This window comes from Marinobacterium zhoushanense, from assembly GCF_014641945.1.
Classification (GTDB): domain Bacteria; phylum Pseudomonadota; class Gammaproteobacteria; order Pseudomonadales; family Balneatricaceae; genus Marinobacterium_D; species Marinobacterium_D zhoushanense.
In genome coordinates this window covers 354,542-368,479 of sequence record NZ_BMIJ01000005.1, presented here as the reverse complement: position 1 = coordinate 368,479, position 13,938 = coordinate 354,542, and the positions used below count along the sequence as shown (strand labels likewise).

Here is a 13,938-nt window from a genome sequence, read left to right as displayed (position 1 = left end):
TCGTTCAATGAACTACCCTCGGTTCTCTCTTAATCCTCGACACCGGCCGGGCAGATGCACCCGACGGCGGTATTCTGAGTTCGTCTATTACGATCAAGCTGAGCATGCGCGCTCAGCCCGGTCAATAGGTTATCTGCCCTTGCGGCGCTTGCCGAGCTGATAAACTTCTCGCAAGCGCGCGAAGCATGGGCTTTACGCGTCGAAACACTATCAAATCAATACTCTAGTTTCGCGCCTGTCGCACCGTTGTCGCGCAAGCAGGCACCCAAATCCCTTGCCCCGGAAAACTTTGACCCGATACCGCACCGGGCTGGCTTGTGTGCTCACGCCCCAGATCCAACACCCACTACACCAGCAGATGGCGGCGGGCTGATCGATAGACACGCCATCACTCATATTGGGGGCCTTATCGGAGATTACAAGGCCCCGGACTCTCCACTAAAGCAACCCGAATTTTTGCAGCGCCGCCTGTTCGGCAAAATTGTCCCGGATAAACTCAACGCCAACCAGCGGCCCCTCCCATGCGGCAATGAGATCGACAATAGCCGATCCGAGCTAGGGAAGATTATCTATCTGATCGGTTTCGCGCCGTTTTAAGCTGGCGCGTACGCTATCCGGACTCTTCGCAATGTTTGACGTACTGGCCGGCAAAATGTTCCTTCAGCCACCGGTCGCTGCTTTTCGATTTTACCACGGGGTAAATCCGACCCCGCCGACCGATTGCTACTCTATCGGCAGCAACTCGGTTAAAATTGCACTACACCCCATACGGGGAAACCCCTTTCAATGAGGCACCGTATTTTAGTATGAGCTTGACCCCCGAGCAAAAGAAGCAGTTCCGTACCCTGGGACACAACCTTAATCCGATCGTCATGGTCGCCGGCAACGGCCTCACCGAAAACATCCAGCTGGAGGTCGATCGCGCCCTCGAAGACCACGAACTGATCAAGGTCAAGTTCGCCGTCGGCGATCGCGATGCAAAGAAAGCGCTGATCCGTGAACTGTGCGACATCGTCGAAGCCACCCTGGTGCAAGAGATCGGCAATATTGCCCTGCTCTACCGGGCGTCCCAGTCACCGAACCCGAAGCTGTCCAATCTGCTGCGTTAACGCTCCCGGCACGACAGCATAAAAAAACCGCCCCAAGGCGGTTTTTTTAACGGCATCTGCACATGCTGTCGATCAGATGTGCAGCACTTCGGCAATCTCATACTCGGTGCAACCGGCCGGTGTCTCTACCGCGGCGATATCTCCCTCCTCCTTACCGATCAGCGCACGGGCGATCGGAGAGTTGACGGAGATCTTGCCCGCCTTGATGTCGGCCTCGTCGTCACCGACGATCTGGTAACGCACCGTGGCTTCGGTATCCAGGTTGATCAGCTCCACCGTGGTACCAAAAATCACCTTGCCGGTATGATCGATGGCAGTTACGTCGATCACCTGCACCAGCGACAGCTTGTGCTCGATTTCACGTATCCGCCCCTCGATAAAACCCTGCTGCTCACGCGCCGCGTGATACTCGGCATTCTCTTTCAGGTCGCCGTGCTCTCGGGCCTCGGCGATCGCGCCGATCACGCGCGGACGATCGATGGTCTTCAAATGATTCAGCTCATCGCGCAGCTTCTTTTCGCCGGCGACGGTCATGGGTACTCGCTTCATTCCGCTACTCCTGCATGCAGATCCTGCAGACGCCGTACGGTTTTCTCTTCACCATACTTCAGTGCCTCGGCCGTTGCCGCCGCACCAGCCAGAGTGGTGGTGTAAGGCACCTTGTGCTGCAGCGCAGAACGACGAATCTCCGCAGAATCTGCAATCGCTTTACGTCCCTCAGTGGTATTGATGACGTACGCGATCTCGCCGTTCTTCAACATATCGACGATATTGGGGCGACCTTCCGCAACCTTGTTCACGCGCTCGACAGCCAGACCGGCCTGTTCAAGCAGCGCCGAAGTACCGACAGTCGCCACAAGGCTAAAGCCCAGTTCTACCAGATCACGAGCCACGTCGACAACGCCTGCCTTATCCACATCACGCACGGAGATAAAGGCCTTGCCCTTGCTCGGCAACTTCTCGCCGGCGCCAAGCTGCGCCTTCATGAAGGCTTCACCGAAGCTGGCACCGGTACCCATCACCTCGCCGGTGGACTTCATCTCAGGGCCGAGAATGGGGTCCACGCCAGGAAACTTGTTGAACGGGAACACCGCTTCCTTGACGTTGAAGTACTTCGGCACGATCTCCTCGGTGAAACCGAGCTCCTCGAGACTCTTGCCGGTCATTACCAGCGCCGCGATCTTGGCCAGCGATACACCGATGCACTTGGACACGAAAGGCACGGTACGCGATGCACGCGGATTGACCTCGATGACGTAGACTTCGCCATCCTGGTAGGCCAGCTGCACATTCATCAGACCGACAACACCGAGTTCCAGCGCCATCTTGCGCACCATCTCGCGCATATCGTCCTGAACATCCGCCGCCAGGTTGTAGGGCGGCAGCGAGCAAGCGGAGTCACCGGAGTGCACGCCGGCCTGTTCGATATGCTGCATGATCGCCCCGATCACCACGGTCTTACCGTCGCTGACCGCGTCGATGTCGACTTCGATGGCAGCATTAAGGAAGTGATCCAACAGCACCGGGGCATCGTTGGAAACCTGAACCGCAGTGTTCATGTAGCGGCGCAGCTCATCTTCCTTGTACACGATCTCCATGGCGCGGCCACCGAGGACGTAGGAGGGACGCACCACCAGCGGATAACCGATCTTCTCCGCCTCGATCACCGCCTCTTCCAGGCTGCGCACTGTGGCGTTTTCCGGCTGTTTCAGCCCCAGACGCTTGATCATCTGCTGGAACTGTTCGCGGTCTTCGGCGCGGTCGATCGCTTCCGGCGAAGTCCCGATGATCGGCACGCCCGCAGCCTCCAATGCCACCGCCAGTTTCAGCGGGGTTTGGCCGCCATACTGGACGATCACACCCTTGGGCTTCTCGACATTGACGATCTCCAGCACATCTTCCAGCGTAATCGGCTCGAAGAACAGACGATCTGAGGTGTCGTAGTCGGTGGACACGGTTTCCGGGTTACAGTTGACCATAATGGTCTCGTAGCCATCTTCCCGTGCAGCCAGCGCTGCATGTACGCAGCAGTAGTCAAACTCGATACCCTGACCGATACGGTTCGGGCCACCGCCGATAACCATGATCTTCTCGCGATCGGATGGATTGGCTTCGCACTCCTCCTCATAGGTGGAGTACATGTAGGCCGTATCGGTGGCAAACTCGGCAGCACAGGTATCGACGCGCTTGAATACCGGGCGCACCCCCATGCTCTGACGATGCTTGCGGAACTGTTTCTCGGACATACCGAGCAGCTGCGCCAGGCGCGCATCGGAGAAGCCCTTGCGCTTGAGGCGGTAGATCTGGTCACGATCCAGCTCGTTCAGCGCAGTCTTGGCGACACGCTGTTCATCCTTGAGCAGATCCTCGATCTGCACCAGGAACCAGGGATCGACACCGCTGAGCTTGTAGATCTCGTCGATGCTCATACCGAGACGGAAGGCATCGCCGATGTACCAGATACGCTGAGCACCCGGCTGGGTCAGCTCGCGAACGATATCGGTACGTGCGTCTTCTGCATTCAGGTCAACGATCGGATCGAAACCGACTGAGCCCACTTCCAGACCGCGCAGCGCTTTCTGCAGCGACTCCTGCTGGGTACGACCGATCGCCATCACCTCGCCCACCGACTTCATCTGGGTGGTCAGACGATCGTTGGCCTGGGGGAACTTCTCGAAGGTGAAACGCGGAATCTTGGTCACGACGTAGTCGATCGCCGGCTCGAACGAGGCCGGAGTACGGCCGCCGGTGATGTCGTTCTGCAGTTCATCAAGGGTGTAGCCCACCGCCAACTTGGCCGCGACCTTGGCGATCGGGAAGCCGGTAGCCTTGGAGGCCAACGCCGAGGAGCGCGATACGCGCGGGTTCATCTCGATGACGACCATGCGACCGGTCTGCGGATCAACACCGAACTGGACGTTGGAGCCACCGGTTTCGACACCGATCTCGCGCAGTACAGCGATCGAGGCGTCCCGCATCAGCTGGTACTCTTTGTCGGTCAGCGTCTGCGCCGGCGCCACGGTGATGGAATCACCGGTATGCACACCCATGGCGTCGAAGTTTTCGATCGAGCAGACGATGATGCAGTTGTCGTTCTTGTCGCGAACGACCTCCATCTCGTACTCTTTCCAGCCGATCAGCGATTCGTCGATCAGCAGTTCGTTGGTCGGTGACAGGTCCAGACCGCGTTCGCAGATCTCGATAAACTCTTCGCGGTTGTAGGCGATACCGCCACCGGAGCCACCCATGGTGAAAGAGGGGCGGATGATCGCCGGGAAGCCGATGGAGTCCAGCACCTGCAGCGCCTCCTCCATGCTGTGCGCGATCGCCGCACGTGGACACTCCAGGCCGATGTTTTTCATCGCCTTGTCAAAACGCTCACGATCTTCCGCCTTGTCGATGGCGTCCTGGGTTGCACCGATCATCTCGACGCCGAACTCGGCCAGCACACCCTCGCGATCCAGATCCAGCGCACAGTTCAGCGCGGTCTGACCACCCATGGTCGGCAGCAGCGCATCCGGACGCTCCTTCTCGATGATCTTGGCAACGGTTTTCCAGTTGATCGGCTCGATATAGGTAGCATCCGCCATCGCCGGATCGGTCATGATGGTGGCCGGGTTGGAGTTAACCAGGATGACGCGGTAACCCTCTTCACGCAGCGCCTTACACGCCTGCGCACCGGAATAGTCAAACTCGCAGGCCTGGCCGATGACGATGGGGCCCGCGCCGAGGATAAGAATACTTTGAATGTCCGTACGTTTTGGCATCTGATTTAACCGGTCGTATCTGTTTCTGTTCGTGGACTGCCTGGCAACTTACGCTCAGGTAAGCGCTCAGGCACGGGCTCGCATCAGCTCGATAAAACGATCGAACAAAGGTGCCACATCGTGCGGGCCGGGGCTCGCTTCCGGGTGACCCTGGAAACTGAACGCCGGGCGATCGGTGCGTTCGATCCCCTGCAGCGAGCCGTCAAACAGCGACTTATGCGTCGCGCGTAGCGTCTCCGGCAGGGTCGCCTCATCCACCGCAAAGCCGTGGTTCTGGCTGGTGATCATGACATGCTGACTATCCAGATCCTGTACCGGGTGGTTGGCACCATGGTGACCGAACTTCATCTTCACCGTACGCGCGCCAGAGGCGAGCGCCAACAACTGATGCCCCAGACAGATGCCGAACACCGGCACGCCGGTCTCAAGAATCTCGCCGATCGCCTTGATCGCGTAGTCGCAGGGTTCTGGATCGCCGGGGCCATTGGACAGGAACACGCCATCCGGATTCAGTGCCAGCACCTCGGACGCCGGAGTCTGCGCCGGCACCACAGTCAGGCGGCAGCCACGCTCGACCAGCATACGCAGGATATTGGACTTGACGCCGTAATCGAATGCGACCACGTGGTAGGGCAGCTCTGCTTCGGAGCGATCTTCATGGCCCACACCCAGTGTCCAGGTGGTGGAGCGCCAGTCATAAGCCTCGGTGGCGCTGACAACTTTCGCCAGGTCCATCCCCTTGAGGCCCGGGAAGGCACGCGCCGCAGCCAGTGCCTTATCCTCATCGATCTCACCGGCCATGATGCAGCCGTTCTGCGCACCCTTCTCGCGCAGGATACGGGTCAGGCGACGGGTATCGATATCAGCAATGCCGACAATACCGTTATCCCGGAGGTACTGATCCAGTGACTTTTCACTGCGGAAGTTGCTGGCCAGCAGCGGCAGGTCGCGAATCACCAGACCGGCAACCCAGGTCTGACGCGACTCTTCGTCTTCGACGTTGACGCCCACGTTACCGATATGAGGGTAAGTAAGGGTGACGATCTGCCGGCAGTAGGAGGGGTCGGTTAAAATCTCCTGATATCCGGTCATCGAGGTGTTGAACACCACCTCACCACTGGACTCACCATCGGCGCCAATCGCAACCCCCCTGAATATGCTGCCATCTTCAAGGGCTAGAATGGCTGGTCGCGTCAATTGAACCTCCCGCGCGTGCGCTTAAAATTATCGTCGAATCTGGAAAGAGCACAGAGTTCCGACATCGTATATACGTGCAAAAAAGCGAGGTGAAACCGAAAGGTTACCTCGCTTAGAAATGAATTCTGCGTCTTTAGTAATAAGTCCCGCGGACCCTGCGGGCAAAACCGGCGGTATTTTAGTTTATAGGCTTGGAATTGTCCACGCGGCGATCGGCCTATCTCGCCCATCGAGCCTTTTGTCACCCTGCTGTCACATTTTATTCATACACTGCGCGCATCTAGCAGTCGCTACCCTATCACATCCGCAGTTGTATCCAGGGACCCGGTGATGAAAATATCCCATCTCGCACGCGGCGCCAGTGCCGCACTTATCGTGATCGTTCTACTGATGGCCGCAGCCCTGACCTGGGCGCTGGATCAGCTTAGTGCCGCCTTCAGCCAGACCCTGCACTACAGCGAATACCGCAAACAGGTACAGCAGCAGGTAGAGCAGCCGATCACCGCCTACCTGGACAGCGGCGATGCAACGCTGCTCAGCCTGCTCGATGAGAACCTGAGTAGCATGACCGAAAGTGGCACCGGCAGTGCCTGGATGCCGGAGCAGGTGCGCGCCGATGTCGAATCCCGCCTGCTGCACATCAAGGACGAGGTGCTGGGCGAACTGCGTGAAGCAGGCAAACTGGCCGATCCGGAAGCGCTGCTGATCATCAACGAGCGAGAGCAGTCCGACACCCTGTCCTCATTGCGCGACTATGTCGACGAGGCCGGCAGCGCCAGCGTCACGCTGCGTCTCGACTACCTGTACAGCCTGGCAGCGGTCCAGCGCAGCCTGCACCGACTCACCCTGACGCGGGAAAGCTACTTCAAGCTCCCGGACACCGATACCGAAAAAACACTGAATCTCTACCTCAATGAACTCAAAAGCGGTAGCGACATATTATCGCAACTGCCCAACCTCGGCGTCATCGAAAAGCAGGAGGTGGACGAAATGGCCGCCTTGATGGGCTGGTCGACCGAGAATCAGGCCGAAGCCGCCGACAAGGCGGAGGAGCTGACCTCCGCGCTGCGCTCCCTGCAGGGGCGCTACCCGAAGGAGATGGAGAACGCGAGCAAATTCGCCCAGTTGAAAAGCACCAGCCGTCACAATGCGCTGACTCAGCTCGAGCTGTTGGAAACCGCACTGGCGCAGATGGAAAGTATCATCAACGCCCGCTTCGAGAAGATACTCAATCTCGTCTACTGGGTATTGGGTGTCTGCATGGCGCTGATCATCCTGACCGGCGCCAGCATGACGGTGTTGCAGAATCGCCTGGCCGCCTTGCTTACCCTGAGCAGCCGCTATATCGACAAGCTGGCCAACGGTGACCTGAACGGCACCTTCGAGCTGAACAGTCGCTTCAGTGAAGTACAGAGTCTGAAACAGGCGGTGCATCAGCTGCAAAGCTACTTCCAGCGCTTGATCGAGCAGATTCATCAGGAGACCAGTCGCCTGAATCAGCTGCAGGGTGAAGCGGTGAGCAGCTCCCAGAGTCTGGAGCAGATCGTCTCGGCCCAGCAGCTGCAGACCGAGAACGCCGCGACACAGATGGAGCAACTCAATGGCTCCTTCCATGAGGTGGCCGGTAACGCTGCACGCACCAGCACCGCCACTCATGATGCCCATGAACTGGCAAACCTGGGCTCTGACGCCCTGGCGCAGACCCGCCAGAGCATCACCCTACTCAGTAGCGAAGCACGCGACACCGCCGAAGCCCTGGAGGAGCTGCGCGCCGATGCCTTGGCGATCAGCAATGTACTGACCGTGATCGAGGGCTTTGCCGAACAGACCAACCTGCTGGCGCTGAACGCGGCGATCGAAGCAGCACGCGCCGGCGATGCCGGACGCGGGTTTGCCGTGGTCGCCGACGAGGTGCGCAATCTGGCCGCCAGCACCGCCAGCTCGGCGGAGCAGATCCGCCGCATCACCGAGAAACTGGACAAGGCCTCCAAATCGGCAACCGAGCGTATGAATATCCAGCAGGACTCGGTACAGTCCACGGTGCAGCGTGCCGAGGAAGCCGGTGAAGCGATGGACAGAATTCGTTCGGCGATTGCCAATATCAATGATATGAGCGCGATGATTGCATCCGCCACCGAACAGCAGTCGGCGGTCACATCGGAGATCGCGGCGGTGATCCAGGCGTCGGCGGAACTCTCCCGCCAGTCGGCGGCGGAAGCGGAAAACAACCAGCGCTTTGCCGGCACCCTGGGGGAGACCAGCAAAGCGCTGAATGCACTGGTCAGTCAGTTCCGCTAGAGCAGTGAGCGCGGATCAGCTGCCCCAGTAGCGCACCCGACCGGTGTCGATGTGGACAAAATTGGACTTGGTATACAGGCCGACACCGCCGATCTTGAGATCAACAGCACTCTGGTGCAGCTTGTGCAGATCCTGGCCCGGCAGGCGGATATCCAGCGCCTGCCCGTCCATATGCAGGCTGCGCTTGGCGACACCGTTACTCTTGGCACTGAGCATGGCGTTGGTCTTGGGGGAGCGATAGCCGGAGATAATCTCGAACGGCGCCGTACGCCCTGCGCGCATACGCAAAAGATGCAACATGTCGATCAGCGTCGGATCGATCGGGTGTACATCTCCGGTGCGATAATCACGCAACAGGTAGTTCAACTCATCCAGACTGTCATCCAGGTACTTGCCCTGCTCCCAGTAAGTCAGCTTCGCCTTTTCACCGGTGTGCAGGTTATGCAGCGCGATACTGCGTTCATGCTCCCGCGGCATTGCGGCCAGGGTTTTGGGGATATGAAGCCCGGCAGCGGTAACTGCCAGACCTTTAAGAAAGCCGCGACGGGAGAGAGGGGCGGCTGACCTCGTATTGCTTTTGAACGGCACTCGTTACTACCTCTGGGTGTCGGTTCAATCGATCCGGTACTGTTGATGTTCACTCGTCGAATACATCCTACCCAAGAGCGAGACAATTGACCAGTTAGTAATCAATTGTTAACGACTATATCGGTGTATTCAACAGCACTATAGTGCTGGATGCGCGCCAGGATCTGGGTATCAAGGCCATAGATATCGGGACGGAACTGAGCCTGCCCCTGATCATCAATCCAGACCGAGAGGTAGACCATAAACACCGGTATCGGTTCCGGCAGGGAACGGATGCGAGTCTCCTCCTGAGCCAAGGCTTCGGTCAGCCAGTCTAGCATCTGCGGCTGATCGAGCAGCAGGTACTGCACCAGGCTCTCGATGCCCTGCACCCGCACGCAACCCGAGCTGAACGGGCGCAGCGGCTTTTCGAACAGGGATTGCGACGGAGTGTCGTGCAGGTAGATCGAAAATGGGTTATTCATACCGAACTTCATCCGCCCCAGCGCATTATTCGGCCCTGGGGCCTGAATCAGGCGGATATGCCCCGGATTAACCCAGTCCACCTGTTCTGCCGCCACATTGCGCCATCGCCCCTCATCGAAATGCTGTACCCGCACACGATTCTGCTCCAGCCAGCCCATATCCTCCCGAATCTTGGGCAGCAGATCCTCGCGCATGATTCGACGCGGTACGGTCCAGTCCGGGTTGACCGTCAGCCGGTTGAGTTCGGATCGAAAGGAGGGAGTGGGCCTGCGTGGCCGCCCGGTGATAGTACGGGTATAGAACACCACCTGCCCCGCCTCGACCAGCTCCAGGAAATAGCCGGCCGGGCTGACCAATATGTAGCGGGCACCAAGCTCACGTGGCATCCAGCGCCAGCGCTCGAGGTTGACGCGAATCTGCTCCAGACGCTCACTCATCGGCCGATTGAGCTCGGCCAGGGTTTTCGGCCCAAGCACACCGTCAACCTCAAGCCCATGCCGCATCTGAAATCGTTGCAACGCCGCCACCAGAGGCTGGTCGTAGAGATCAGGCGCCGTCGCCATGGCGATGGGGTCGGGGTCGGCATCCCCCTGGCGCACCAGATAGCGCCGCAGCAGCGGCACCACCTCGGACTGCTCACCCGGTTGCAGTATCAGGTTGTTCGGCAGCGCCGGCAACGGCTGCTCGCGACTGATCAGCAGATAATGCTGATAGAGTTCGGTCAGCGCTTTGTACTCCTGGGTTCGCGGTGCCAGTTCCATCACGACCCCGACCGGGTTGCGCTCTGCAAGCGCCCGTTGCGCCATCGCCACGGCATCGATCTCCGGGCGCGACAGATGCCAAAGCCGCTGCTGCAGCCCAGCCTCCGGCTGCCCCTGCCCCATATCGGTAATCAGCCGTAACAGCGCATCGCTGAGCAAAAGATCGCGCCGCGCCACTCCAGGCTCATTGACCAATCGGCGGTCATGGTAACGTGCCGCCGACAGCCCCTGCGCCACCGCCTCGTCGATGGTGCGCAACAGTGCGTCAATTAACGCCTGATCGGCTTCGCCATCAGCGCTATGCCAGAGGTAGGCCGAAGCGCTGGCGCCATACAGGGCACCCAGTGCCGCCCAATCGGGAATGGGTTCGCCCTGTTGCAGCGGCAAGGTATCAGGTGGCAGCGGCAAAGGGGCGGCGCCCGCCCCGCCGATGGACGAAAGCGATAAAAAAAGAGCGAGGCACGCCCTTTGGAGTACTCTAGCCAGCACGGGCATGGTGATCTGCCCTCCCTGTCCTGGGTCCAGGCCTGGGGCTCCAGGCCCACTCCTTTACTATAGCCGCTGAACGTGACTCAGGCTGTCCTGTTGAGCAAGCGTGTCAGTGCTCCCCCGTCGCCATCAAAACCGCTAATCCAACGATAGTCGCCGCCAGCGCGGCGTACTGCAGCGCCGACCAGCGCTGAATTTCGCCACTCAGCAGCGCCACACCCAGGATGGTGGCCATAAACCATAGCAGCGTCTGCACCGTCGACGACGACACCCCAGCGAGAGTAAGGAAACGCACCGACAGCAGGTAGATCGAGACACCGACAACGAAGAACAGCAGCGAAAGCACTCCCTGCTTCCACGCCACCTGACCGCCGGGATGCCAGGCCTGGGTGGCATAATGAAACCCCTTGGCATCAAACCAGGCCGACGACAACAGCAAAATCAGAGAGATCGAAACGCTCACATCCAAGTCCCATGTTCAGGCGTTCAGCAGCGGCCAAGTATCGTTCCCGGCCTGAGGACTGAACCCTAAACGCGGGCCAAGCGAAAGCCTATACCTCCCAGTGGATAGTCATCGTGCAAATGGAGAGTGATCGACGCCCGCATGAAGCGCAGGCAGAGAGGAGAGCTGCCGCCCCTGTTGTCGAAGGGGCGGCAGCCTGGTGCTAGATCACCTCGGCCAGATTGCCCTTGCTCTCCAGCCACTGCTTACGATCGCCGGAGCGTTTCTTCGCCAGCAGCATATCCATGATCTCCATGGTGTCGTCGCCTTCGGCCAGGGTCAGCTGTACCAGACGGCGGGTATCCGGCGCCATGGTGGTTTCGCGCAACTGCATAGGATTCATCTCACCGAGACCCTTGAAGCGCTGCACGTTGATCCGGGCGTTGCGCCGCTCGGCGCGGATACGTTCGACAATACCCTGCTTCTCGTCATCATCCAGGGCGTAGTAGACCTCCTTGCCCGCATCGATGCGGTACAGCGGCGGCATCGCCACATAGACATGGCCGGCCGCCACCAGCGGACGGAAATGCCGCACGAACAGGGCGCAGAGCAGAGTGGCAATATGCAGACCGTCGGAGTCGGCATCGGCGAGGATGCAGATACGGTTGTAACGCAACCCGTTCAGATCCACCGAACCGGGATCGACGCCGATCGCCACCGAGATGTCATGAATCTCCTGGGACGCCAGGATCTCACCGGACTCCACCTCCCAGGTATTCAGGATCTTGCCGCGCAGCGGCATGATCGCCTGGAACTCGCGCGAGCGCGCCTGCTTGGCCGAGCCGCCGGCGGAATCCCCCTCGACCAGGAACAGCTCGGACTGGCTCATATCGCCGCCGGAGCAGTCCGCCAGCTTGCCGGGCAGTGCCGGGCCCTGGGTCACCTTCTTGCGCACCACCTTCTTGTTGGAGCGCATGCGGCGCTGGGCATTGGCGATCACCAGGTCGGCGATCTTCTCCCCCTCCTCCACATGGCGGTTGAGCCAGAGTGAGAAGGCATCCTTGACCGTACCGGAGATGAACGCGGCGATCTGCCGTGACGACAGCCGCTCCTTGGTCTGGCCGGCGAACTGCGGATCACGCATCTTGGCCGACAGGATGTAGCAGCAGCGATCCCAGATATCCTCTGGGCTCAGCTTGACGCCGCGTGGCAACAGGTTGCGGATCTCGCAGAATTCACGCATCGCATCGAGCAAGCCCGAGCGCAGGCCGTTGACATGGGTACCGCCCTGGGCGGTGGGGATCAGGTTGACGTAGCTCTCACAGGTCTGCTCACCGCCCTCCGCCAGCCACTGCACCGCCCACTCGACTGCATCCTCCTCGCCCTGCAGGTGGCCGGTGAACGGCTCCGCCGGCAGCGTCTCGTAGACCTGGGTGTTGCCCTTGAGGTAGGCAACCAGGCCGTCCTCGTAGTACCACTCCTCGGTCTCCTTCTTGCCACCGGAGCCGTCGGTGAAGATCACCCGCAGGCCGGGGCAGAGCACCGCCTTGGCGCGCAGGTTGTGCTTGAGTCGACTGATGCTGAACTTGGGCGTATCGAAATACTTGGGATCGGGCAGGAAACGCAGTGTGGTGCCGGTATTGCGCTTGCCGCAGCTGCCGACCACCTCCAGATCGGACACCTTGTCACCATCGGCGAAACCGATACGGTAGACCTGACCATCGCGCTTGATCTCCACGTTGAGCAGCTTCGACAGCGCATTGACCACCGACACGCCGACCCCGTGCAAACCGCCGGAGTAGGTATAGTTGTCGTTGTTGAACTTGCCGCCGGCGTGCAGCCGGGTCAGGATCAGCTCAACCCCGCTGACCCCCTCCTCGGGGTGGATATCCACCGGCATGCCGCGGCCGTCATCGCTGACCGACAGCGAACCGTCTTCATGCAGCACCACCTCGATCTGCCGTGCATGGCCAGCCAGCGCCTCATCCACGGAGTTGTCGATCACCTCCTGGGCAAGGTGGTTAGGACGATCGGTTTCGGTGTACATGCCAGGGCGACGACGCACCGGGTCCAGACCGCTGAGTACCTCAATCGCTTCGGCGTTATATTGCTTCGACATCCGTCTCTTTTCCTGTTGTCAGTTGGCGCTTGCCGGCAGCTCTGCCGGCTCGGGCAGCTCTATGCGCCCCTGAGCAAACGCCTGAATAGCGGGTATCAAGTGTTCAAACCGGTCGAAACCGTGACTGCCCCCGGGCTGAACGAACTGAGTCACCTGGGAGAACTTATCCACCGCCTCGCGGTAATCCAGGGTTTCGTCACCGGTCTGTACCAACAGCAGATAGCGCCCGGGATCGGCAGGCTTGGCACAGTCCAGCGCCAGCAGCTGCTGCAGATGACGATGGGTCAGCTGGTAGCGCTCCGCGGTATACAGGTTCTGGTTTTCGCCCAGCCAATCCTCCAGCAGCCGGTAGGGGTAGACGGCAGGATTGACCAGCACCGCTTTCAGCGCCTCGCCCCGGCACACCGCCTGCTCCACCAGATAGTGGCTGTAGTAGCCGCCCAGAGAACTGCCAATCAGCAGCGGATTTTGCCCCTGGGCCTTAAGCTGTTCGATCAGCTGCTGCAGCTGCTCGATCGCCCGAGCCGGCCAGTGCGACAGCTCCGGACAGTGGAAATGACCTGCCAGCCCCTGTGCCTGCAGTGCCCGCTCCAGCAACTGCGCCTTCCAGGAGGAGGGCGAACTGTTGAAGCCGTGGACATAGATATACACAGGATCGGTCATCGGCTAAACGGATACCTCGTAACGGGGGAGCAACTTGATC

The 13,938-nt window shown here is 59.8% G+C and carries 10 protein-coding genes; 2 read left to right on the top strand and 8 right to left on the bottom strand.

Translation table 11 applies throughout. The features are described from left to right. The first annotated feature begins 806 nt into the window (after positions 1–806). On the top strand, positions 807–1,109 hold the full coding sequence (locus IEX40_RS13985; RefSeq protein ID WP_188749305.1) for a YhbY family RNA-binding protein: 303 nt from the start codon (positions 807–809) through the stop codon (positions 1,107–1,109). Between the two features lie 72 nt (positions 1,110–1,181). Here the strand turns inward: IEX40_RS13985 and greA are convergent, their stop codons facing one another. From greA to carA, 3 genes are all read right to left on the bottom strand, one after another. After that, positions 1,182–1,658, bottom strand: a complete 477-nt coding sequence (gene greA, locus IEX40_RS13980) for a transcription elongation factor GreA (protein ID WP_188749304.1) — start codon at positions 1,656–1,658, stop codon at positions 1,182–1,184. Next, positions 1,655–4,876 carry a carbamoyl-phosphate synthase large subunit gene (gene carB, locus IEX40_RS13975; RefSeq protein WP_188749303.1) on the bottom strand — a complete coding sequence of 1,074 codons (3,222 nt, stop codon included), beginning with the start codon at positions 4,874–4,876 and terminating at the stop codon, positions 1,655–1,657. The genes greA and carB overlap by 4 nt, the downstream gene beginning before the upstream one ends. 66 nt (positions 4,877–4,942) lie before the next feature. Continuing rightward, entirely contained in the window at positions 4,943–6,073 is a 1,131-nt protein-coding gene (gene carA / locus IEX40_RS13970) for a glutamine-hydrolyzing carbamoyl-phosphate synthase small subunit (protein WP_188749302.1), read from the bottom strand. Between the two features lie 330 nt (positions 6,074–6,403). On the opposite strand from carA, the gene IEX40_RS13965 reads away from it, so the two are divergent. Continuing rightward, positions 6,404–8,371, top strand: a complete 1,968-nt coding sequence (locus tag IEX40_RS13965) for a methyl-accepting chemotaxis protein (protein ID WP_188749300.1) — start codon at positions 6,404–6,406, stop codon at positions 8,369–8,371. Positions 8,372–8,386: 15 nt separating this feature from the next. Here IEX40_RS13965 and mepK read toward each other — a convergent pair whose 3' ends face one another. The 5 genes from mepK to IEX40_RS13940 form a co-directional block, all read right to left on the bottom strand. Further along, on the bottom strand, positions 8,387–8,959 hold the full coding sequence (mepK, locus tag IEX40_RS13960; RefSeq protein ID WP_188749298.1) for a peptidoglycan L,D-endopeptidase MepK: 573 nt from the start codon (positions 8,957–8,959) through the stop codon (positions 8,387–8,389). Between the two features lie 101 nt (positions 8,960–9,060). Then, positions 9,061–10,593, bottom strand: a complete 1,533-nt coding sequence (locus IEX40_RS13955; protein WP_188749295.1) for a L,D-transpeptidase family protein — start codon at positions 10,591–10,593, stop codon at positions 9,061–9,063. A 190-nt stretch (positions 10,594–10,783) separates the two neighbouring features. After that, positions 10,784–11,137 (bottom strand): hypothetical protein, encoded by a 354-nt coding sequence (locus IEX40_RS13950; protein WP_188749293.1) that lies wholly within the window; start codon positions 11,135–11,137, stop codon positions 10,784–10,786. A 202-nt stretch (positions 11,138–11,339) separates the two neighbouring features. Continuing rightward, complete coding sequence (gene parE, locus IEX40_RS13945; protein WP_188749291.1) at positions 11,340–13,235, bottom strand: DNA topoisomerase IV subunit B; 1,896 nt, start codon at positions 13,233–13,235, stop codon at positions 11,340–11,342. A gap of 18 nt (positions 13,236–13,253) precedes the next feature. Next, a complete protein-coding gene (locus IEX40_RS13940) occupies positions 13,254–13,898 on the bottom strand; it encodes a YqiA/YcfP family alpha/beta fold hydrolase (RefSeq protein ID WP_188749289.1) in 645 nt (214 codons plus the stop codon). Positions 13,899–13,938 lie beyond the last annotated feature (40 nt).

What these genes read in the sequence shown, in the direction of transcription:
- parE (WP_188749291.1), bottom strand. Translation starts at nt 13,235, where the DNA reads ATGTCGAAGCAATATAACGCCGAAGCGATTGAGGTACTCAGCGGTCTG.
- IEX40_RS13940 (WP_188749289.1), bottom strand. Translation starts at nt 13,898, where the DNA reads ATGACCGATCCTGTGTATATCTATGTCCACGGCTTCAACAGTTCGCCC.
- greA (WP_188749304.1), bottom strand. Translation starts at nt 1,658, where the DNA reads ATGAAGCGAGTACCCATGACCGTCGCCGGCGAAAAGAAGCTGCGCGAT.
- IEX40_RS13985 (WP_188749305.1), top strand. Translation starts at nt 807, where the DNA reads ATGAGCTTGACCCCCGAGCAAAAGAAGCAGTTCCGTACCCTGGGACAC.
- IEX40_RS13965 (WP_188749300.1), top strand. Translation starts at nt 6,404, where the DNA reads ATGAAAATATCCCATCTCGCACGCGGCGCCAGTGCCGCACTTATCGTG.
- carB (WP_188749303.1), bottom strand. Translation starts at nt 4,876, where the DNA reads ATGCCAAAACGTACGGACATTCAAAGTATTCTTATCCTCGGCGCGGGC.